The 18,864-nt window shown below is 65.8% G+C and carries 21 protein-coding genes; 12 read left to right on the top strand and 9 right to left on the bottom strand.

Annotated elements, in window-relative coordinates; all coding sequences use genetic code 11:
* The first annotated feature begins 14 nt into the window (after positions 1-14).
* Genes RH831_RS07040 through RH831_RS07020 form a run of 5 tightly spaced genes read left to right on the top strand, consistent with a single transcriptional unit; the run spans position 15 to position 4,753 of the window.
* Positions 15-896: a 1,4-dihydroxy-2-naphthoyl-CoA synthase gene (locus tag RH831_RS07040; protein ID WP_310553512.1), complete on the top strand. Its 882-nt coding sequence runs from the start codon at positions 15-17 to the stop codon at positions 894-896.
* Complete coding sequence (locus tag RH831_RS07035) at positions 896-1,831, top strand: 1,4-dihydroxy-2-naphthoate polyprenyltransferase (protein ID WP_310553511.1); 936 nt, start codon at positions 896-898, stop codon at positions 1,829-1,831. Before RH831_RS07040 ends, RH831_RS07035 begins: the two co-directional genes overlap by 1 nt.
* Positions 1,828-2,880 (top strand): o-succinylbenzoate synthase, encoded by a 1,053-nt coding sequence (locus RH831_RS07030; protein ID WP_310553510.1) that lies wholly within the window; start codon positions 1,828-1,830, stop codon positions 2,878-2,880. The genes RH831_RS07035 and RH831_RS07030 overlap by 4 nt, the downstream gene beginning before the upstream one ends.
* Complete coding sequence (locus tag RH831_RS07025; protein WP_310553509.1) at positions 2,873-4,363, top strand: class I adenylate-forming enzyme family protein; 1,491 nt, start codon at positions 2,873-2,875, stop codon at positions 4,361-4,363. The genes RH831_RS07030 and RH831_RS07025 overlap by 8 nt, the downstream gene beginning before the upstream one ends.
* Before the next feature lie 33 nt (positions 4,364-4,396).
* Positions 4,397-4,753: a MarR family transcriptional regulator gene (locus RH831_RS07020; protein WP_310553508.1), complete on the top strand. Its 357-nt coding sequence runs from the start codon at positions 4,397-4,399 to the stop codon at positions 4,751-4,753.
* Here the strand turns inward: RH831_RS07020 and gatA are convergent, their stop codons facing one another.
* Genes gatA through RH831_RS07005 form a run of 3 tightly spaced genes read right to left on the bottom strand, consistent with a single transcriptional unit; the run spans position 4,754 to position 7,025 of the window.
* Positions 4,754-6,022, bottom strand: coding sequence for an Asp-tRNA(Asn)/Glu-tRNA(Gln) amidotransferase subunit GatA (gene gatA, locus RH831_RS07015; RefSeq protein WP_310553507.1), 1,269 nt, complete (start codon positions 6,020-6,022; stop codon positions 4,754-4,756). It lies immediately after the preceding gene.
* A complete protein-coding gene (gene gatC, locus RH831_RS07010; RefSeq protein ID WP_310553506.1) occupies positions 6,019-6,297 on the bottom strand; it encodes an Asp-tRNA(Asn)/Glu-tRNA(Gln) amidotransferase subunit GatC in 279 nt (92 codons plus the stop codon). Before gatC ends, gatA begins: the two co-directional genes overlap by 4 nt.
* Before the next feature lie 44 nt (positions 6,298-6,341).
* Positions 6,342-7,025, bottom strand: a complete 684-nt coding sequence (locus tag RH831_RS07005; RefSeq protein ID WP_310553505.1) for a PHP domain-containing protein — start codon at positions 7,023-7,025, stop codon at positions 6,342-6,344.
* Between the two features lie 104 nt (positions 7,026-7,129).
* Here RH831_RS07005 and purL point away from each other — a divergent pair, with 104 nt between their 5' ends.
* Positions 7,130-9,244, top strand: a complete 2,115-nt coding sequence (gene purL, locus RH831_RS07000; RefSeq protein WP_310553504.1) for a phosphoribosylformylglycinamidine synthase subunit PurL — start codon at positions 7,130-7,132, stop codon at positions 9,242-9,244.
* Between the two features lie 4 nt (positions 9,245-9,248).
* On the opposite strand, the gene RH831_RS06995 is transcribed toward purL, so the two are convergent.
* Positions 9,249-9,386 (bottom strand): hypothetical protein, encoded by a 138-nt coding sequence (locus RH831_RS06995; RefSeq protein ID WP_310553503.1) that lies wholly within the window; start codon positions 9,384-9,386, stop codon positions 9,249-9,251.
* 121 nt (positions 9,387-9,507) lie between these two features.
* On the opposite strand from RH831_RS06995, the gene RH831_RS06990 reads away from it, so the two are divergent.
* Positions 9,508-9,666, top strand: a complete 159-nt coding sequence (locus RH831_RS06990) for a hypothetical protein (protein ID WP_310553502.1) — start codon at positions 9,508-9,510, stop codon at positions 9,664-9,666.
* 95 nt (positions 9,667-9,761) lie between these two features.
* Complete coding sequence (gene hisF, locus RH831_RS06985) at positions 9,762-10,574, top strand: imidazole glycerol phosphate synthase subunit HisF (protein ID WP_310553501.1); 813 nt, start codon at positions 9,762-9,764, stop codon at positions 10,572-10,574.
* On the opposite strand, the gene RH831_RS06980 is transcribed toward hisF, so the two are convergent.
* The gene (locus RH831_RS06980) at positions 10,571-10,858 is read right to left on the bottom strand and encodes a DNA-directed RNA polymerase subunit L (RefSeq protein WP_310553500.1); all 288 of its coding nucleotides are present in this window, start codon (positions 10,856-10,858) and stop codon (positions 10,571-10,573) included. The genes hisF and RH831_RS06980 overlap by 4 nt on opposite strands.
* 88 nt (positions 10,859-10,946) lie before the next feature.
* On the opposite strand from RH831_RS06980, the gene RH831_RS06975 reads away from it, so the two are divergent.
* Positions 10,947-12,581, top strand: a complete 1,635-nt coding sequence (locus RH831_RS06975; RefSeq protein WP_310553499.1) for a rhomboid family intramembrane serine protease — start codon at positions 10,947-10,949, stop codon at positions 12,579-12,581.
* Here RH831_RS06975 and RH831_RS06970 read toward each other — a convergent pair.
* Both RH831_RS06970 and dph2 read right to left on the bottom strand, forming a co-directional pair.
* Positions 12,578-13,195: an METTL5 family protein gene (locus RH831_RS06970; RefSeq protein WP_310553498.1), complete on the bottom strand. Its 618-nt coding sequence runs from the start codon at positions 13,193-13,195 to the stop codon at positions 12,578-12,580. The two genes, RH831_RS06975 and RH831_RS06970, sit on opposite strands and share 4 nt — an antisense overlap.
* 25 nt (positions 13,196-13,220) lie before the next feature.
* Positions 13,221-14,255, bottom strand: a complete 1,035-nt coding sequence (gene dph2 / locus RH831_RS06965) for a diphthamide biosynthesis enzyme Dph2 (RefSeq protein ID WP_310553497.1) — start codon at positions 14,253-14,255, stop codon at positions 13,221-13,223.
* A gap of 90 nt (positions 14,256-14,345) precedes the next feature.
* Between dph2 and RH831_RS06960 the strand changes: the two genes are divergently transcribed.
* Complete coding sequence (locus tag RH831_RS06960; protein WP_310553496.1) at positions 14,346-15,185, top strand: MBL fold metallo-hydrolase; 840 nt, start codon at positions 14,346-14,348, stop codon at positions 15,183-15,185.
* A gap of 65 nt (positions 15,186-15,250) precedes the next feature.
* Positions 15,251-17,152: a hypothetical protein gene (locus RH831_RS06955; RefSeq protein WP_310553495.1), complete on the top strand. Its 1,902-nt coding sequence runs from the start codon at positions 15,251-15,253 to the stop codon at positions 17,150-17,152.
* Positions 17,153-17,155: 3 nt separating this feature from the next.
* Here the strand turns inward: RH831_RS06955 and RH831_RS06950 are convergent, their stop codons facing one another.
* Complete coding sequence (locus tag RH831_RS06950) at positions 17,156-17,698, bottom strand: molybdopterin-dependent oxidoreductase (RefSeq protein ID WP_310553494.1); 543 nt, start codon at positions 17,696-17,698, stop codon at positions 17,156-17,158.
* Positions 17,699-17,782: 84 nt separating this feature from the next.
* Here RH831_RS06950 and phoU point away from each other — a divergent pair, with 84 nt between their 5' ends.
* Positions 17,783-18,463, top strand: a complete 681-nt coding sequence (gene phoU / locus RH831_RS06945; RefSeq protein ID WP_310553493.1) for a phosphate signaling complex protein PhoU — start codon at positions 17,783-17,785, stop codon at positions 18,461-18,463.
* Here phoU and RH831_RS06940 read toward each other — a convergent pair whose 3' ends face one another.
* Entirely contained in the window at positions 18,464-18,784 is a 321-nt protein-coding gene (locus tag RH831_RS06940; protein WP_310553492.1) for a 2Fe-2S iron-sulfur cluster-binding protein, read from the bottom strand. It lies immediately after the preceding gene.
* Positions 18,785-18,864: the final 80 nt, after the last annotated feature.

Raw genomic sequence — 18,864 nt, 5'->3', positions numbered from 1 at the left:
GTTGGATTTCGGTAATGGTCTCGACGCTCTTTGACCCCGACCGGTGGACGCCGGTCCGGGAGTTCGAGTTCTCGGACATCACGTATCACCGCGGGACCGAGGTCGGCGCAGTCAGGATCGCCTTCGACCGACCCGAGGTCCGCAACGCCTTTCGCCCCCGGACTGTCGACGAACTCTCGACGGCCCTGGAACACGCGAAACGGCAGACCGACGTCGGGGCAGTACTCCTGACGGGGAACGGCCCATCCCCCAATGACGGCGGCTGGGCGTTCTCCTCGGGTGGCGATCAGGCCGTCCGCTCGGACTCCGGCTACGAATACGGCGCGGACGAGGGCGGTTCGACCGGACGGCTCCACATCCTCGAAGTGCAACGGCAGATCCGCCACCTCCCGAAACCGGTCATCGCCGTGGTCCCGGGTTGGGCGGTCGGGGGCGGGCACAGTCTCCATGCGGTCTGTGATCTCACCATCGCGAGCGAGGAGCAGGCCACGTTCAAACAGACCGATCCGGACGTCGCCAGCTTCGACGGGGGATTCGGCTCGGCCTACCTCGCTCGCCAGATCGGCCAGAAGCGAGCCCGCGAGATCTTCTTCCTCGGGAAGACCTACGACGCGGCCGAGGCGAAGGCGATGGGCATGGTCAACGAGGTCGTCCCACACGAACAGTTGGAGGACCGGGCCATCGAGATGGCCGAGACGATCACGAAGAAGAGTCCGACCGCGATCCGGATGCTCAAGTACGCCTTCAACGGCGTCGACGACGGGCTGATCGGCCAGCAGGTGTTCGCCGGCGAGGCGACGCGACTCGCCTACATGACAGATGAGGCCCGGGAGGGCCGGGACGCGTTCCTGGAGGATCGCGAGCCGGAGTTCGAGGAGTTCCCCTGGCACTACTGATGGCGGACACAGCCGACATCTCTCGCCGCGAGGCCTGGGTGATCGCCGCCCGGCCACACGTGAAACCGGCCGGCGCAGCGCCCGTGATCGTCGGGACCGGATTAGCCGTTCATCAGGGAGTGTTTGCGGCGCTCCCGGCGGTCGCGGCCCTGCTTGGCGCGCTGCTCATCCAGACGGGGACGGATTTCGCCAACGACTACTTCGACTACGCGAAGGGGGTTGATTCGGATGAGTCGGCCGGGTACGTCCGGGTCTCGCAGTCGGGGTTGATCCCCGCTCGCCGCGTCTTCGGGGCGGCCGTGCTCTGCTATGGGCTTGCCTTCCTCCTGGGGATCTATCTCGTGTCGATCGGGGGGCTTCCGATCGTCGTGATCGGGCTGGCCAGCATCGCCAGCGGCGTTGCCTACTCCGGTGGCCCGTACCCCATCGCCTCCCACGCACTCGGGGACATCTTTGCCTTCCTCTTTTTCGGCGTGATCGCGGTTACCGGGACGTACTACGTCCAGGCGAGTGCCGTCCTGCTGGAGACCATTCCGGTGACGGTTCACCCGGAGACACTCCCGCTCGCAGCCATCGTGGCGAGTCTCTCGATGGGCGGGCTGATCACGAACATCCTCGTGGTCAACAACATACGGGACATCGATGACGACCGGGCGGCGGGCAAGCACACCCTGGCCGTTTACCTCGGGTATCGCTGGAGTCGGGTCGAGTACGTCTTGCTCACGGCCCTCGCCTACGCGGTTCCGCTCTGGTTTTTCGCTCGGGGTGCGGGAGCCGTCGTGTTGTTGCCCGTCCTGAGTCTCCCACTGGCAATCTCGGCCACGCGACAGCTCTATGCCGGCCGTGACACCGAGACGCTCAATCCGGCCCTCGAACGAACCGGCAAGCTGGTCGCGGCCTTCGGGGTTCTCTTCGGGGTCGGACTGGGGCTATGAGCCGCGTCCAGCCCTACGAACTGGCACTCGACCCGCCGCTCCGGACGGCCCGCGAGACGATGGAAACCAGACGAGGGCTGCTCTTCCGGGCCGAGGAGGGGCCGGGTGGGATCGGCGACGCAGCTCCGCTCCCGCCGTTCACGGAGCCCTACGAGGAGAGTCGAGCAGCACTGGAGCGTGCGGCAGACGCCTACGACCAGCAGGGCTGGCCAGCGGCGTTCAGAGTCGTCTCCAGCCGGCACAACGGCCGCCTGGAATATCCGGCCGCTCGTCACGCCGTCTCGCTCGCGATGCTGGACTGGCGGGGGCGAACCCAGGAGGAACCACTGTTCGAACAGCTCGGCGGAACAGCCCGAACGCCGGTCCCGGTCAACGCGACGGTCGGTGATGGCTCCCCCAGCGAGACCGCCCAGTCGGTCGCTGACGCCCGAAACAGGGGGTTCCAGGCCGTGAAGGTGAAAGTCGGTCGGGGAGCCGTCGATCGGGACCTCGAACGCCTCCGGGCCGTTCGCGAGCGGGTCGGCTCGACGGTTTCAGTGCGCGTCGACGCGAACGGGGCCTGGTCACCCGAGACGGCGGCCGCGTTTCTCCGGGACGCCGCTGCCCTGGATCTGGCCGCGGTCGAGCAGCCCCTCCCCGTAGAACAGACCTTGGCCCACACAGACTTGCGCGGACTGGGGACCCCAATCGCCGTCGACGAAAGTCTCGCACAGTTCCCCGTGCAGGACCTCCTGGCCGCGGACGTCGCCGACTGGTACGTCCTGAAACCGATGGCCCTCGGCGGGGTCGACGTCGCCGCCGGTGTCGGGAAGCGGGTCGCTCGCCAGGGCCGGACCCCGATCTGCACCTCGATCTTCGAGAGCGTCGTGGGTCGCACGGCGGCCGTCCACCTGGCCGCGGCACTTGATACGACGGAGGCAGCCGGGCTCGCCACGGCCGATCGACTGGTGACTGACCTCGCTGCGGATCCAGCCCCGGTCGAGGGCGGCGTCGTGATCCCCCCATCCGGCCCCGGCCTTGGGATCGGGGAGGTGGGAGTCGATGGATGAGTACCTCCGGCGATGGGCCAGAGAGACCCCTGATCGAGTCGCCCTCATCGACGCCGCCAGTGAGAATCGATTGACCTACGCCGAACTCGACCGCTGGGCCGACTCGATTTCGAGCGCGCTCGTCGACAGAAACATCGAACCGGGCGATCGGGTCGCGCTGCTCCTGGGGCGCGACCCCGCTGCGATCGCGGCAATCTGGGGGGTCTTCCGGGCCGGCGGGACGCTGGTCCCACTCGATGCCGACGAACCGCCCCAGAATCTGCGCTCCCGATGTGACCGGGCTGCAATCGAGGCCTGCATTTGCGGGAGTGAGACGGAGAGGACGGCCGAAGCGGTGGCTTCGGACGGGACCGACCGGATTCGGATCGAGTCCGTGCCAAGGGAAGACTCCACGACTCGGCAGTCCGACGAGCGAACTCCCGAGGCGGGATCACAGCGCCTCGATCGGACACGAGTCGTCCTGTTCACCTCCGGGACGACCGGCCGACCGACTGGCGTTCGGCTCACGGGCCGGAATCTGGGAGCGAGTGCCGCCTCGACGGTCTCGCGACTGGGCGTCACGGCCGCCGATCGCTGGCTGCTCGATCTGCCGATCTACCACGCCGGCGGGCTCTCGATTCCCATCAGAACCGCGATGCTCGGGGCCACGACCGTCCTGCGTCAGGGATTCGATACCGAAGCCACGGCGGCGACCATGGCGGCATACGAGGTAACCGGTGTCTCCCTGGTTCCGACGATGCTCCGCCGACTGCTGGACGGTCCTGGGGTTCCCGAAACCCTCGAATTTGCCCTCGTGGGCGGGGCCGAGACGCCCCCGTCTCTCGTGAAGCAGGCGCTCGAAGCCGACGTGCCGATTTTCGCGTCCTACGGCATGACCGAAACGGCCTCCGGAATCGCCACGGCGACCCCCGCTGAACTCCGCCAGGACCCAGAGACCGTGGGTCGCCCAGTCCGTGCAGCGAGCGTTTCGATTCTGGGGCCCGACGGCGCGCCGCTGGATCCAGGCCAGGTGGGCGAAATCGCCGTTTCCGGAGCCATCGTGAGCCCCGGAACCCTTGCAAGCGAGCGAAGCCGGCCACGACGGGCGTTCCGAACGGGAGACCGTGGCCGTCTCTCGCCGGCCGGCTGGCTCACTGTGACGGGGCGAATCGACGATCTGATCGTCACCGGCGGGGAGAACGTCTCGCCGCGCACCGTCGAGGCCGCGATCCGGGAGACACTCCCCGTCGAAGCGGTTGCCGTCCTCGGCATTCCCGACGCGGAGTGGGGCGAGCGCGTGGCTGCAGCAGTGGTCTTCGAAGCGGGAGCGACAGCGATCGAAACTGAGGCGGTCCGAGACATACTCCGGGGGCAAATCCCGGAGTACGCGCTTCCAAAACGGGTTATCGCACTCGATTCACTGCCCCGGACGGCCTCTGGCACCGTCGATCGGACGGCACTCGAAGGGGCGTTCGAGGCGCACACTCCCGGCAGTCAAGAATGAACCTTTAAACGGTTTCGCCGGAAGTGTAAACTAATGAGCGGGGAATCCATCGAGGCCGAACTCTCGGCGGACGAACGGGCCGGCCTCGAACTCGTCAGAGAACGAGGGTCGATCCACCAATCCGAATTCTGGAAGGAACTCGATGTCTCCTCACGCAAGGGGAGTCGCCTGGCGACGGCCCTGGAGGAGACCGGGTTGATCGAGCGGGAACGAACCGTCCACGGGGGCAACCAGACCTACCTGCTGAAACCAGTGATCCGGGAAGAAGACCTCGACTTCTCACTCTTGATGGCCGGGGACATGCTCTCGCCCTTCGTCGGCGAGGAGAACATCGATCCCGAGTCCGACCGGTTCTCCCAGTGGATCATGAACCTCGTTTACGAGGAGTAGCTACTCGAGTGCGCTTCCGGCCTGGATGATCTGTTCTTCGCCGAAGGCCGGCCCGATCAGCTGAAAGCCGACGGGCAACCCGTCATGCTCGCCGACCGGGACCGAGATGGCCGGCAGGTTCGCGAGATTCACCGGGACGGTGTTCGCGTCGATGCGATACATCTGCAGCGGATCGTCGAGGCTTTCACCCAGTTTCGGCGGCAGGACGGGCATCGTCGGGGTCGCCAGCACGTCAGCTTCCTCGAAGGCCGCATCGAAGTCCTGTTTGACCCACGAGCGAGCCTCCTGGGCCTGCTTGTAGTACTTGTCGTGATAGCCCTCCGAGAGCGCGAAGGTCCCCAACAGGATGCGGCGAATGACTTCCTCGCCGAAGCCCGCCGAGCGGCTCTTCGCGAACGCCTCGTTCCAGTCGCCCTCGAAGCCGCCCGAGACGCCATAACGAACGCCGTCGAAGCGAGCCAGGTTCGAGGAGGCCTCGGACATCGCGATGACATAGTAGGCCGCGACGGCGTACTCGACGGAGGGAAGATCGACCTCGACCGTTCGGGCGCCCTGCTCGCGGAGTGTCTCCAGACCTGCCTCGAAGCGCTCGCGCACGCCCGGTTCGCTCCCTTCGACCAGTTCCGTAGGAATCCCGATCGTGAGGCCTTCGACGTCGCCATCCGCGACGGCGGCGTAGTCGACATCGGCGCCCGCCTCGCGAGTCGTTCCGTCGTGTTCGTCGGGCCCGGCGATGACCGAGAGGAGTTCGGCCGCCTCGCGAACCGTGGGCGCGATCGGGCCGACCTGTTCCAGACTGTTGGCGTAGGCGACCAGACCGTACCGGGAGACGAGCCCGTAGGTCGGCTTGATGCCGACCGTCCCGGTGAAGGCAGCGGGACACCGGATCGACCCACCCGTGTCCGTTCCGAGCGCCACGTCGGCATCCCCGTTTTTGACGGCGGCAGCACTCCCGCCGGAGGAGCCTCCTGGAACGTGGTCCTCGTCGACCGGGTTTCGGGTCGGCCCGAAGGCCGAGGTCTCCGTGGTCGTCCCCATCCCGAACTCGTCCATGTTCGTCTTGCCGACGATGGTCGCGCCGGCCGCCTTCAGCCGGCTGACGACGGTCGCGTCGTAGGGCGGGACATAGTCTTCGAGCATCTCCGAGCCACAGGTCGTCCGGACACCCTCGGTGCTGAGGTTGTCCTTCACGGCTACCGTCGTGTCCGCGAGTGGCCCCGCGGCCTCGCCCTCGATTTCCGTGCGCGTGATGAAGGCGTTCAGGCTCATGAGACCCGCGGCCCCTTGAATCGACCGTCCTCGGACTCGCTGGCGTTTCGAAGCGCGTCTGCCTGTGAGAGGGAGGGCCGAACCTCGTCGGCCCGCATCACGTTGACGAGGTCGGGTTCGGACTCGACCGCCGGGACCTCCTCCAGGGCGTCAAAGTAGCCCAGAATGTCCTGGAACTCGGCGGTGAACGCCTCGACTGCGGACTCGTCTAGTTCGACACGGGCGAGGTCCGCGACGCGCCGTACGTCGGCCGCCTCGACCGGCTCGTCTGTCATTGTCGATCCGAACGGGTGGTCGTTCGGTAAGGGTTTCGATCCGGTCAGAAGAAACTCGCGAGCCGGTTTTTCACGCGGCGTTTGGCCCCACCAGCGGCCTGCCGGAAGCTGATGTGCCAGGGGGTACGATGGCCCTCGACCGTCGTTTTCCCCTCGCGAATCGCGTCGACGATTCCATCGGCCGTGTGGCTTTTGGCGTCGACCGCGGTGATCGCCTGCCCCACCATCTCCGCGATGTGGGCGTCCGACCCGGCGGTCTGTGGCACCCCGTGTTTTTCGGCGAAGGCCCGTGCCTTGCGATTGGCCCGGCCCGTGAGGAGCCGCGAGTTGTACACCTCGATGGCGTCAGCCGAAGCCAATGCGGCCCGAGAGATATTCGGGGCGACCCCGCTCCGGGACTTCTGGAACGGGTGGGGGACGACTGCAATGCCGCCGGCCTCGTGAATCGCGTCGAGGGTCTCCGAAAAGGGCAGCCCCTTCGGAATCTTGCGATCGATGCCGAGCGCGAGAACGTGACCGGCCGCGGAGGTGACCTCCATCCCCGGAATTCCGATGAGATCGAACTCCGGGGCGAGTTCGACCGCCCGCTGGCTGGCGTCGAACGCGTCGTGATCGGTCACCGCGATGGCGTCGAGCCCGACGGCTGCAGCCTGCTCCAGGAGCATCTCGACGGGGTCCCGACCGTCGTACGAACGGGCCGAGTGGGTGTGGAGCTCGACGGTGAGCACGCAATCGGCTTCGATACCGCCCTGCAAAAACCAACCGATCTCGCGTAATCCACCATCGTGCACATAACAAACCATTTAGTCGCCGGGAATGATCAATGAGATGAATGACTCTGGCCGAACCGGACCGCGAACGGGTCACCGAGACCCTCGACCGGGAGCCCACGAGACCGGAGGCCGCGCTGTTCGAGAACCTCTGGAGCGAGCACTGTGCGTATCGCTCCTCCCGACCGCTACTGGGTGCCTTCGAGAGCGAAGGCGAGCAGGTCGTCGTCGGCCCCGGCGACGACGCCGCCGTCGTCAGCCTCGATGATGACACCTACGTGGCCTTCGGGATCGAGAGCCACAACCACCCCTCCTACGTCGACCCCTACGACGGGGCCGCGACGGGGGTCGGCGGGATCGTCCGGGACATCATCTCGATGGGAGCCTACCCCATCGGCCTCGCGGACTCCCTCTATGTGGGGGACTTCGCCGACGAACACCCGCGCTATCTCCTCGAAGGGATCGTCGAGGGAATCGGCGACTACGGCAACTCGATCGGGGTCCCGACGATCGCCGGGAGCACCCGATTCCACCCCGGCTACGAAGGGAACCCGCTGGTGAACGTCGCCTGTGTGGGACTGGTCGACGAACAGCGACTCGTGACCGCCGAAGCGAGTGCCCCGGGGAACAAACTCGTCCTGGTCGGCAACGCGACCGGTCGTGACGGCCTCGGCGGGGCGAGTTTCGCGAGCGAGGACCTCGGCGAGGACGCCGAGACGGAGGACCGACCGGCAGTTCAGGTCGGGGACCCCTACACCGAGAAGTTGCTCATCGAGGCCAACGAGGTCCTGATCGACGAGGGCCTGATCGAATCGGCCCGCGACCTGGGTGCGGCGGGCCTGGGCGGGGCCTCCTCCGAACTGGTCGCGAAGGGCGACCTGGGGGCCGACATCGACCTCGGGAACGTCCACCTCCGCGAGACGGGAATGAACGCGACGGAGATTCTGCTCGCCGAATCCCAGGAGCGGATGGTCTACGAGGTGCGCCCGGAGCACGTCTCGCGGGTCGAGGCGATCGCCGAGCGCTTCGATCTGGGGATTTCGGTCATCGGTGAGACCACCGACACCGGCCGCTATGTCTGTCACTTCGACGGCGAGACCGTCGTCGACGTGCCGGCGATTTTCGTGGCTGACGGGGCCCCGATGAACGACCTGCCGACGATCGACCCCGAACAGCCCGAACCGGATCTGCCGGATATCGACCTGCGCGAGGCCATGGAGACGATCCTCGCCAGTCCGAACGCCGCGAGCGACGAGTGGGTCTACCGCCAGTACGATCACGAGGTCGGCGCGCGGACGGCCATGCGGCCGGGCGATGACGCGGGGATTCTGGCCATTCGCGAGGCCGAGACCGGCCTCGCGATCACCTCGGGCACCGAACCGACCTGGACGGACACCGCACCCTACGAGGGCGCGTACGCGACGGCCCTGGAGAACGCCACGAACCTCGCGGCCAAGGGCGCAAGCCCGCTCGCGACCGTCGACTGCGTGAACGCGGGGAACCCCGAGAAACCGGACGTCTACGGCGAATTTGCGGCGATCGTCGACGGCCTGGCCGACGGCTGCAGCGATCTCGATGTGCCCGTGGTCGGCGGAAACGTCTCGCTTTACAACGATTCCAACGTCGGCCCGATTCCGCCGACGCCCACGCTGGCCATGATCGGCACCACCCCGGATTTCGACGCACCGACGCTCGCGGTCGAGGGCGAGGGAGAATTGGTGCTGCTCGGTGAGTTCACGGAGCAACTGGGTGGGGCCGAACTACTGGCCCAACTCGGTGGCGCGGATCGGTTCCCCGAACTGCCCGAGAACCCGAGTGAAGTGATCGAGACGATCATCGAGGCTGCAAGCCTGGAGAGCACCACCGCCGTCCACGACGTGAGCGACGGCGGCCTGGCCGTGACCCTCGCCGAGATGATTCACGAAGATGGTGGCGTCGACGCGACCGTGCCGAGTGCCGCCGCGCTCTTCTCGGAGGCCCCGGGTCGAGTAGTCGTCGAGACGACCGACCGCGAAGGCCTGACGGAAACTGTCGGGGATCGAATGGCTGTCCAGTCACTCGGCACGACAACCACGGCGGGTGGACTCTCGGTGACCGTCGCTGACGAAGACGAGACGGTCGACTACGACACTGCACAGATTACGGAATTCCGGTCGACCCTCGAAACGCTCGGATGACCGGTTAGAAGGCCAGTGGGAGGACGAAGGCGATCGCCAGACCGATCAGCAGTACGACGAAGCCGATCGTTACTTCACTGGATTCGAACGCCTGCATCGGTGCCGTGACTCTGCCTTCCTCGGCGGGTTCGTCGTCGCTCATACCTCCATCTCGAACCGCCGGGTACTTTGGCGTATCGAAGCCACGGAGAGGTAACCGAGAGTTGCATTCGCCCAAATTCAATTGACAGCAGGCTTATCATTCCGGCGGGAGAGGGCCCGATATGGCAAAATGTCCAGCCTGCAGCGCCGAGATCACCCACGTTGACGCCGAGATGATCGAGTTGAACCCCACCGAAGAGGTGTCAGAATCGACCGAGGGGGAGCCTTCGCGGGCCATCGCGACGGTCTGTCCGGAGTGTGAGGCCATCATCGGGATCTAGACCGTTGCGGTAACCGGTAGCCTATTTACTCGGGATAGAGACACGTCCAGTATGCACAGTCAGGTCGGGGCCGACTGGCCCCAGGAGGGACGACGATGACGCTCACGAAGCGGATCATCCCCTGTATCGACGTCGACGTCGACGAGGACGGGAACGCGGCGGTCTACACCGGCGTGCAGTTCGAGGACCTGGAGTACACCGGTGATCCCGTCGAGATGGCAAAGGAGTACAACGAGGCTGGAGCCGACGAGTTCACCTTCCTCGACATCACCGCCTCGGCCGAAGGCCGGGAGACGATGCTGGACGTGGTCGAGCAGGTCGCCGACGAGGTGTTCATCCCGCTCACCGTCGGCGGCGGGATTCGTACGGTCGAGGACATCAAAGAGACCCTGCGTGCCGGGGCCGACAAGGTCTCGATCAACACCGGCGCCATCGAGCGCCCGGAACTCATCACGGAGGGCGCAACCGCCTTCGGGAACCAGTGTATCCTCTTGAGCGTCGACGCCCGCCGCCGGTTCGACGAAGAAGGGGAACACTACGTCCAGATCGACGGCGAGTCGGCCTGGTTCGAGGCCACGATCCACGGCGGTCGAACCGGCACGGACCTCGACGTCCTAGAGTGGGTTCAGGAGGCCGAGGAGCGCGGGGCCGGCGAGATGTTCATCAACTCCATCGACAAGGACGGCACCAAGGACGGGTATGACCTCCCGCTGATGGAAGCGGTCAGCGACGCCGTCTCGACCCCCGTAATCGCCTCCTCCGGCTGTGGGCATCCCCGTCACATGCTCGAAGTCTTCGAGGCCGGTGCGGACGCGGCGCTCGCGGCGTCGATCTTCCACTTCGACGAGTACACGATTCAGGAGACCAAGGAGTACCTCGACGACCACGGCGTGCCGGTTCGACTCTAGCTGGCTGCCGCGTCGAAGGCGTCCTGGAAGTCGGTGAGTTTTTGCTTGATCTGTCCCGCCGCCCGTTCGAGCGCCTCGAGCGGGTCAGTTCCGTCCTCGGTCTTGAGTGTTAGTACTGGCTCGGTCTGGCCACCCGACTGTTCGGGATTGACGTCGTAGGTCGCCGCCGAGACTTCCTCGGCCTCGAGCAGCGCGCCTTTGAGGACGTTCATGAACGTGTGATCCTCGCCGGCGATTTCGATGACGAGTTCCGATTCGTCGCGCTCGATGACCCGGAGATCCATGTGGCTCTGTATTCTAGTGAGTCGTTTGAACGTTTCGACCCGCCACGAGGGCCGGAGACGTTTTGGGCTGGCGTGCCAACGGGCGAGCATGGATCCGCTCGCCCTCGGAGCGCGCATTGCTGTCCTCGTCGCGAGCGGCCTCGCGCTGGTTCTCGTTCACCGCCTGCGTGGCTCACAGGCGATTTCCTGGCGTCGGGTTCGGACCCGATTGCTCTTCGGACTCCCACTCGGAACGCTGCTTACGGCGGGCCTGCTCGCAGTGGTCTATTTCTTCGTCCAGGGCGGATACGGGCACGACCACCTGCTCACGTTGCCCTTCGTCTCCTGGTCGCTCCGCTACCCGCTGGGGATGGTCGCCGCGCCGCTCTCCCACCAGAGCCTGGGGCATCTGGTCGGGAACCTGGCCGGATTCCTCGTCTTCGGGACGCTCGCGGAATTTGCCGTCGGGCACTACCCACGGACCCGCGGGCAGTCCGCCTTCAGTTCGCTCCGGACCAACCCCTACGCCCGGGTGCTTGGGTTTCCGGCCGGCGTCGTGCTCGTCGCGCTTCTCACGAGTCTGTTTGCCTGGGGCCCGATCATCGGCTTCTCCGGGGTCGTGTTCGCGGCGGTCGGGTTCGCGCTCGTCCACTACCCCCTTGTGACGGTCGCCGGCCTGATCGGGCAGGAGTTTCTCACCACCACGTTCTGGACCCTCCGGAACCCGATCCAGACCGCCACGGCCGGAACGTCTTATGGGGCCCCTTGGTGGGCCAACGTCGCGGTCCAGACCCATCTGCTGGGATTGTTGCTCGGTGTTGGGCTGGGACTGGCCTGGCAGCGATATCGGACTGAGACCGTCCGAACGGATCCCTGGCGGCTCTTCGTCGCGAGCGTGCTGGTGGGAAGTTCGCTCACGCTCTGGGCGCTCTGGTGGTACAGCGGGGTGGAGCGCTACCGCCTGTTCCGGGCTCCAGGATTCGTCTTACTGCTGGGAGTCGCCGTCCTCATCACGGTGGCAGCGAGCCTTCGTCGATCCCCAATCACGGACCTCTCGGCCCGCGAATTCTCGATCGGCCTGCTCGTCGTCCCGGTTCTCATCATGGGCGGGATTGCCCTGCCGGTGAACCTGACCGCCACCGGGGCCGTGTCCGCCCCGGGGGACACGGTCACCGTCGCGGACTACGAGGTCGGCTACGCCGAGGCGGCCACCGACCCGCGATACGAACCGCTCAACGTCTCGTTTGTCGAATCGCCGTCCCCGCCCACGGTCAGCGGCGTGATCGTCGCGAGCGAGAAACGGCATCTCTGGACGCAGGCCGTCTCCGCGGGTCGGCTGGCGAACGCGGATCGAGCCACGGTGACAGTCGGGGGGTTGGGCTGGCGGGAGTCAATTGAAATCCGCCGGACGGGATGGGAAGCCGTCGGGGGCGACGCGGCGGTCCTCGTCCGGGCCGCCCCTGGCGAGGAGGATCCCACTGCGATCCATGCGAGCGACGCGGCGACAGCCGACGCGGTGGTTGCTGGCCGGACGATCACGGTCGCGCCACGGAACGGTAGCTTCGCGTTGCGTGTGGAAGCCGAAGCCGAGTCGGCACAGATCGGGACTCCGGACCGGGGCCCGGTACCCGAACCGGGCGAAAAAATCACGATCGGTGAAATTCGAATCGAGCACGACAATTCCTCGCTGATAGCGGGTCACGAGGACACCCGCGTCGTGGTGTTCCGGGCCGCTGGAGCCTAGTCCCAGGCGACGCGGTAGAGTTCGGCCTGGATCGTCCGGCTGGTCGAGTCGTGATGTCTGAACTGTTTTGGAACGTGGAACTCGACCCCGTAGGCGTGGGTGATCCGACCGCCGTTGTCCATCGTAAAGGCCTCCAGGAACTCCCGGCTCCCCTCGTTGTGGATCGTATACGAGACGGCGGCGTCCCCGGCGATCGTTTCGAGGAACTCCCGGTCGGCGTGGCGATTGTCCTCGTGGGCCCCGAAGGGCGGGTTGGCGACGACGGTCGTCCCCGCCAGATCGACCGGCAGGGCCGTCGCGTCCCCACGAATCCAGTCGACCGGCATGCTCGACAGCGATCGTTCGTTCGCCCGGGCCTGTTCGAGCGCGGCCGGATCGATCTCGACGCCCAGCACCCGGTCAGGTGATCGCAGTGCCGCGGCCAGCGCGAGCATCCCCGTTCCGGTCCCCAGGTCGATCACCGTCTGCCCCTCGATGTCCCCCTCCAGGTCGGCCAGCGCGACGAGATGCGCGGCGACCGAGGCCGGCGTGCGATACTGTTCGAGATCCCGAATCGGGTCCTCGAAGTCCGAGACGCCCCCCAGTTCGGCTTCGAGACGGGCTTTCAGTCCCATTGGTCTCCCATCGTCGGGGGACTCATCACCACGTCCCCTCGAAGGTGTCGAACTCGAGTGCGTCCATCGGTTCCTCCCCGATGGCGATGCGGTACTCCTGGGGGGTCAAAAGCGGCTGGTCGAACTGGGGCCCGTCGTCGGTCGTGATCCGTGGGCAGGCGGTGTTCACGTAGGCGTCGAGGCCGAAGTTCTTGAGGTGTGAGGGGGTGATCTCGTCGAGGGTGATGAGGGAGGCGTTCTCGTTCTCCGCGGCGAGCTGTTCGGCGATGCCGTGGCGACGCTGGCCGATCTTCGTCCCCGCGATGATGCCCCAGGTCTCGGCGTCCATCGCCTGGTGGATCGCGGCGTAGCGCTGTTTGACGAACTTCTCCGCGGACGCGGGTTTGACGACGTTGTTCACCGGATCCGCGATGATGACGTCCTTCTCGGGGTTGTCCATGGCGAGCCCGGAGGGATGAAAGCCACCACCACCGACATACAGGACCTGCTCGGCGGGAACCTTGGCGCTCGCGTAGTTGCAACCGAGGACCTGGCCCTCGTGGGTGAGTCGTTCGTCCCCCCGGCGAGTCTGGACCGTAAAGCCCCGGTCTTCGAGGAAGGCCCGCATCGCGTCGAACTTGTTCATGTGCTGGGCCGTGGTCACCAGACCCACCTCGCCGGGCTCCAAGTGCTCGACGGCTTCGGTCATGATCGGTTCGACGTCGACGTTCGAGAACAGCGGGACGTAGACCACCCCCTCCGATTCGACCATCGGGGAGTGCCCGAAGTGGACGAACACGTCGGTCCGACGCATCAGATCCATGTCCAGGTCACAGGCCCCGAAGTTGGCCTCCCCGGAGATGTAGATCCGCACCCGGTCAGGCAGATGCTCCTCAAGGTCCCGTGCCACCTTCGGCGCGCGTCGCTTGATTCCCTCGGGGAACTGCAGGCCAACGGTTTCGGCTGCCTGTTCCGTTACCGCCTCCGCGACGCGTTCGAGTTCGTAGTCCCACTCCCGGTCGTGTTTCAGGGCGAGTCCAGTGTCCCGGAGATCACCCTCCCAGCCGTCCGAATCGCTCATTACGCCGCTCTATTGGGTAGGGAGGTATAACCCGTCCGGTCCCCGCACTCCACACCGAAGGTGCTTAGGCCAGGCCGACAAACCGCCGATATGGCGATTCACAGCGACTGGGGCGACTGGCTGCCCGAGGCCGTCGCCGCGGCGGATCCGGACGGCCTCGCCCTGTGGTATCTCGGCTGTAACGGCTTCATTCTCAAGGCCGGTGACGGAACCACCCTCTTCATCGATCCGTACCTGGGGACCGGCGATCCACCTCGGACAGTTCGCATGATCCCGATTCCCTTCGAGCCAGGCGACGTTCAGGAAGCCGACGCCGTACTGGCAACACACGAGCACACCGACCACGTGCACGGCCCGAGCCAGGCCCCCATTCTCACGGAAACCGGGGCCACGTTCCTCGGCCCGGAACAGAGCGTCCGAAAGGCTCGCGAGGAAGAGACCTGGACGGAGACCTACGGCGTCGAACCCGACCAGTACGACGTCGTCTCCACGGGCGAATCACGGGCGTTCGGGGATGTGACCGTCCACGTCGAGCCGGCCTTCGATCCAGACGCGGCCGAGCCGGTGAGCTACCTGATCGAGTACGACGGCGTGACCGTCTTCCACGGCGGGGACACGAAGCCCGACCCAGCCCTGGCGACCATCGGCCAAGAGTACGACATCGACCTGGGAATCCTCCCGTTCGGTTCGACCGGGATGATCCCCGACAAAACTACCCGCGAGCCGAAGAAGACGACGTGGTACAGCGACGAGACCCAGATCATCGACGCCGCCGAACAACTCTCACTCGATCGGCTCCTGCCGACCCACTGGGACATGTGGAAGGGGCTGACGGCGGATCCGACCGCCCTGTTCGACCACCGCCGCTCCCGACAGGCACCCTCGCGGATCGACATCGTGGAGATCGGCGATCGAGTCGATCTGGAGTAACCACGGCTTTAAGAGGCTGTTGACCCACCCTTTTCGTGTACACATGACACGCCGAGGGGGTCGCCATGACTGAGGAACAGGTCGTCCAGGTAGACGGGATCACCGTCGAGAAGTCCTTCGACGCGGAGGGGTTTCCGGTCCCCGCCGTGCGGATGGAGATCGCATCCGAGCGAAGCAAGCCGGTCTCGGTTCGCCTGACCGAGACGGTGCCCGATCAGTTCGACATCGACCAGATCGGGTTCCACCCGGACTACGGGAGCGAACACTGGACGGCCCGGAGTGACGGCACGCTCCGGTTCGAGCGCGAACTCGCGCCGACGGAGAGGCTCACGACCGTCTACGGGATCCGCATGGACGACCGGACGGACCCGACGCCGCTGCTCGACGAACCGTCCCTGGACGTGGACCCCGCCCCGATCAACCCGGCAGGCGAGGACGTAACTGACTCGCGTGAGGACCTGGGTGCGAGCGAGACGGCCGAGTCGACGGCCACAGCGGAGTCCCTGCCGGACGACGACGCGGAGATCATTGGGGGATCGCCGTCGAACGGCGGTGCTGACTCCGAGGCACAATCGACCGAAACAACCCCGTCCGTCACCGGTGATTCGCCGGTTCAGACGGCCGAGGCGGACACGGATACGGGCGCAACGGACGCCACTGGTGGCCTCGACACGGAGGCGACGGTCGAAGCGGCCGTCGGCGATGGGGACGCCGAGGACGATGCCGAACCCGAGCCGGAATCGAAAACCATCGAGGGCGAATCCGACTTCGAGACCATCGTGGAGGCCCTCGTGGCGGAACTCGAATCGGGCGCCGTCGACGAGGCCGACAGGGAGGCCCTCGCGTCGGCGCTCTCGACGGGTTCGCGGAGCCAGTCAGTTCAGGTCGAACACCTCCAGTCCCGCGTGGCCGAGCTAGAGGCCTACACGGACGCCCTGGAGTCGTTCATCGATGCGGCCGGGACCAGCGAGGACATCTCGACGATGCTCGCCCCCGAGTTCGAGGCCGTCGAATCACGCCTGGACACGCTTGAATCCGGCCAGGCGGCCCTCGAAGCGGGCCAGGACGACATCGAAACCGATCTCGAAGCCGTCGAGGAGGATGTCGAGGACCTCGACGAGGAGGTCGACGAGTTCGAGGACGACATCGAGGATCTCGAAGACGACGTCGAGGACCTGGAAGGCGGGTTCGAACGGCTGGAACGGACCCAGGAGTCCCTCGAAACGGCACAGACGGACCTGGCCGAGGACCAGACCACCCTGGAAACCGAACTGGACGAGCTGGCGGGCTATCAGGACGCCCTCGACGACGAGATCGCCGACCTCGCGAGTACACAGGCGGACCTCCTGGAGACGGTCGATCGGACCCAGCAGGAAGTTGCCGACCTCGAATCGCAGGTCGAGACGGTCGACGACGAGTTCCAATCCCTCCAGGACGAGCAGTCCCAGCTCGCCACAGCACAGGAGGCCACCGAGGACGAATTGCAGGAACTCGCCGCAGAACAGGCCGAGCAGATCTCCTGGTTGCAGGACCTCCAGACCGACCACCAGGACCTGGAAGGCACCGTCGACGGGCTCGAAGAGACCGTGACGTCGGTCGAGGCGCAAGCGAGCGAGGTGGCCGAGTCGGTCGACGGGCTGGAATCCCAAATCGAACACGCCGAGTCGGCCGTCGCCGACGTCCAGTCGGAGATCGAGTCGATACAGGAACAGATCGAGTCGGCGGTCGAAGCGCGGGCCGAGCTGGCCGACACAGTCGAATCCGTCGCCGAAGACACGTCCCAGATGGAGGCGGAACTCGAACGGATCGAGCGCCTTCAGGGCGATCTAGACGCGATGGACGAGCGACTCGCGGACGTCGAGGACCTGCAGCTCACCGTGGCGGAGCTCGAAACGAAGTTCGAGAACTTCGAGGACGACATCAATCGCATTCGACAGGTCAGCGACCAGCTTTCGGACGTCTTCTGAGCGTTACTGGGACCGTTCCGCTGATTCTTCCGCGTCGTGCTCGACTCGATTCGCCGTGAACCGTTCGCCCTCGGGAAAGAGGTTTTCGAGGGCTTCCGGGTCCTCACCAGGTTCGAGCGTGAGCGGTTCGATGCGGGCCGCGCCCTTGATATCTCGTGCCCCCTCGGTCCCGGGGGTAACCAGCCGGTTCGTGTACTCCTGGTGGGCCCCGATCGGGACGCCGTCTTTCAGGAAGGCGAGCACGCCGCCCAGCGCTTCGCGTATTGGAATCGTGACGGCGTACTCGTCGGCGGACACCACGAGGAGGTGGGTCGTGTCCGGCTCCACGCCAGCCGCGTCGAGCAACGAGCCGACTGTCGGGCCGGTCCAGTCGGCGGTGTAGCTGCTCCCCGTCGCACAGATGATCTCGACGGCTTCGGTCGTGATCTCGAAGTCCGCAAGTCGGGCTTCGGTCACGGCGACTCGATCGGGGCCGTCGACGGTCACTGGCGGTCCGAACGCGAGTGCGTCGGCGAGTGACCCGTAATCGTCCATTATCCCGATCATTGGGCCCCGTGGCTTCTATACATTTCGTCACGGGTTATCTGTGGCTGCCGAAGAGTACATTACGGGGACGCCCACGGTATAGGTATGGCGCGAGAGAGCTACCAAGAGCAGCTCGATCAACTGCGCAGCGACGTGCTTTACATGGGGGAACTCGTGGGAGACCGGTTACGGACGGCGCTGTCTGCGATGGAATCGAAAGACGATACGGCGGCGATGAACGTCATCGAGGGCGACGCCGAGATCAATCAACTGTATCTCGATCTGGAGGGAGACTGTGTCGACCTATTGGCCCTTCAGCAGCCGGTGGCCTCCGATCTACGATTTATCGCGGCCTCCTTCAAGATTATCACGGACCTCGAACGCATCGGGGACCTGGCGACGAACCTCGCCGACTACAGTCTCGACGCCGAGCGGGACGTGTTCCCGGAGGTCGACATCCAGTCGATCGGGGACGAGACCCTCGACATGCTGGAGACGGCCATGCAGGCCTTCGAAACGGAGGATCACGACACCTGCCTGGCGATCGCCGATCGGGACGACGAGGTCGACGAGATGTGCCGAAAAGCCTCCGAGGCCGTCGTCCGTGATCTGATGGAGCGAAACATTTCGAACGGGACTGACGACGCGGAGATCGAACAGCTGATGAACGACGTCTCGCGGCTCCTGCTCACGATCCGGGACCTCGAACGGGTCGGAGACCACGCGACGAACATCGCCGCGCGGACCCTCTACATGAGCGAGGGCGACGACCAGCTAATCTACTGATCAGTCGTCGGCCGGTTCGCCGGTCGGCTCCTCGGCCTCGATACTCGGCGGATAGGAGCCCCGGTCCAGTTTGAGGTCCGTCTCCGGACGGGCCATACAGGTCAACGCGTAGTTCTCGGCTTCGGCCTCCGTGAGCCCACGGGAGCCAGGCTGCGTGACTTCGCCTTCGATAATCTCGGCCGAGCAGGCCAGACACATCCCGACGCGGCAGGAGTACTCCTGGGAGATCCCCTCCCGAACCGCGACGTCGAGGATCGTCTCGGTCTCTGCCACCTCGATCTTCTCGCCGGTCCCGACGAACTCGACGGTGTGTGTTGTCATGCAGTCGTGTAGGGAAATCACCCCTATAACCCTTTTCTCCCACGCGGCCCCGGCCGGCTCTCGGAATGGGGCCGACCGAC

This window comes from Halodesulfurarchaeum sp. HSR-GB, assembly GCF_031432215.1.
GTDB lineage: Archaea > Halobacteriota > Halobacteria > Halobacteriales > Halobacteriaceae > Halodesulfurarchaeum.
The sequence above is the reverse complement of the archived record's forward strand: the minus strand, read 5'-3'. Positions and strand labels throughout refer to the sequence as shown.

Excerpts from the sequence above, each read along its gene's own strand:
- RH831_RS07040 (WP_310553512.1), top strand. The coding sequence starts at position 15 with ATGGTCTCGACGCTCTTTGACCCCGACCGGTGGACGCCGGTCCGGGAG.
- RH831_RS07035 (WP_310553511.1), top strand. The coding sequence starts at position 896 with ATGGCGGACACAGCCGACATCTCTCGCCGCGAGGCCTGGGTGATCGCC.
- RH831_RS07030 (WP_310553510.1), top strand. The coding sequence starts at position 1,828 with ATGAGCCGCGTCCAGCCCTACGAACTGGCACTCGACCCGCCGCTCCGG.
- RH831_RS07025 (WP_310553509.1), top strand. The coding sequence starts at position 2,873 with ATGGATGAGTACCTCCGGCGATGGGCCAGAGAGACCCCTGATCGAGTC.
- RH831_RS07020 (WP_310553508.1), top strand. The coding sequence starts at position 4,397 with ATGAGCGGGGAATCCATCGAGGCCGAACTCTCGGCGGACGAACGGGCC.
- gatA (WP_310553507.1), bottom strand. The coding sequence starts at position 6,022 with ATGAGCCTGAACGCCTTCATCACGCGCACGGAAATCGAGGGCGAGGCC.
- gatC (WP_310553506.1), bottom strand. The coding sequence starts at position 6,297 with ATGACAGACGAGCCGGTCGAGGCGGCCGACGTACGGCGCGTCGCGGAC.
- purL (WP_310553504.1), top strand. The coding sequence starts at position 7,130 with ATGACTCTGGCCGAACCGGACCGCGAACGGGTCACCGAGACCCTCGAC.
- RH831_RS06995 (WP_310553503.1), bottom strand. The coding sequence starts at position 9,386 with ATGAGCGACGACGAACCCGCCGAGGAAGGCAGAGTCACGGCACCGATG.
- RH831_RS06990 (WP_310553502.1), top strand. The coding sequence starts at position 9,508 with ATGGCAAAATGTCCAGCCTGCAGCGCCGAGATCACCCACGTTGACGCC.
- hisF (WP_310553501.1), top strand. The coding sequence starts at position 9,762 with ATGACGCTCACGAAGCGGATCATCCCCTGTATCGACGTCGACGTCGAC.
- RH831_RS06980 (WP_310553500.1), bottom strand. The coding sequence starts at position 10,858 with ATGGATCTCCGGGTCATCGAGCGCGACGAATCGGAACTCGTCATCGAA.
- RH831_RS06975 (WP_310553499.1), top strand. The coding sequence starts at position 10,947 with ATGGATCCGCTCGCCCTCGGAGCGCGCATTGCTGTCCTCGTCGCGAGC.
- RH831_RS06970 (WP_310553498.1), bottom strand. The coding sequence starts at position 13,195 with ATGGGACTGAAAGCCCGTCTCGAAGCCGAACTGGGGGGCGTCTCGGAC.
- dph2 (WP_310553497.1), bottom strand. The coding sequence starts at position 14,255 with ATGAGCGATTCGGACGGCTGGGAGGGTGATCTCCGGGACACTGGACTC.
- RH831_RS06960 (WP_310553496.1), top strand. The coding sequence starts at position 14,346 with ATGGCGATTCACAGCGACTGGGGCGACTGGCTGCCCGAGGCCGTCGCC.
- RH831_RS06955 (WP_310553495.1), top strand. The coding sequence starts at position 15,251 with ATGACTGAGGAACAGGTCGTCCAGGTAGACGGGATCACCGTCGAGAAG.
- RH831_RS06950 (WP_310553494.1), bottom strand. The coding sequence starts at position 17,698 with ATGATCGGGATAATGGACGATTACGGGTCACTCGCCGACGCACTCGCG.
- phoU (WP_310553493.1), top strand. The coding sequence starts at position 17,783 with ATGGCGCGAGAGAGCTACCAAGAGCAGCTCGATCAACTGCGCAGCGAC.
- RH831_RS06940 (WP_310553492.1), bottom strand. The coding sequence starts at position 18,784 with ATGACAACACACACCGTCGAGTTCGTCGGGACCGGCGAGAAGATCGAG.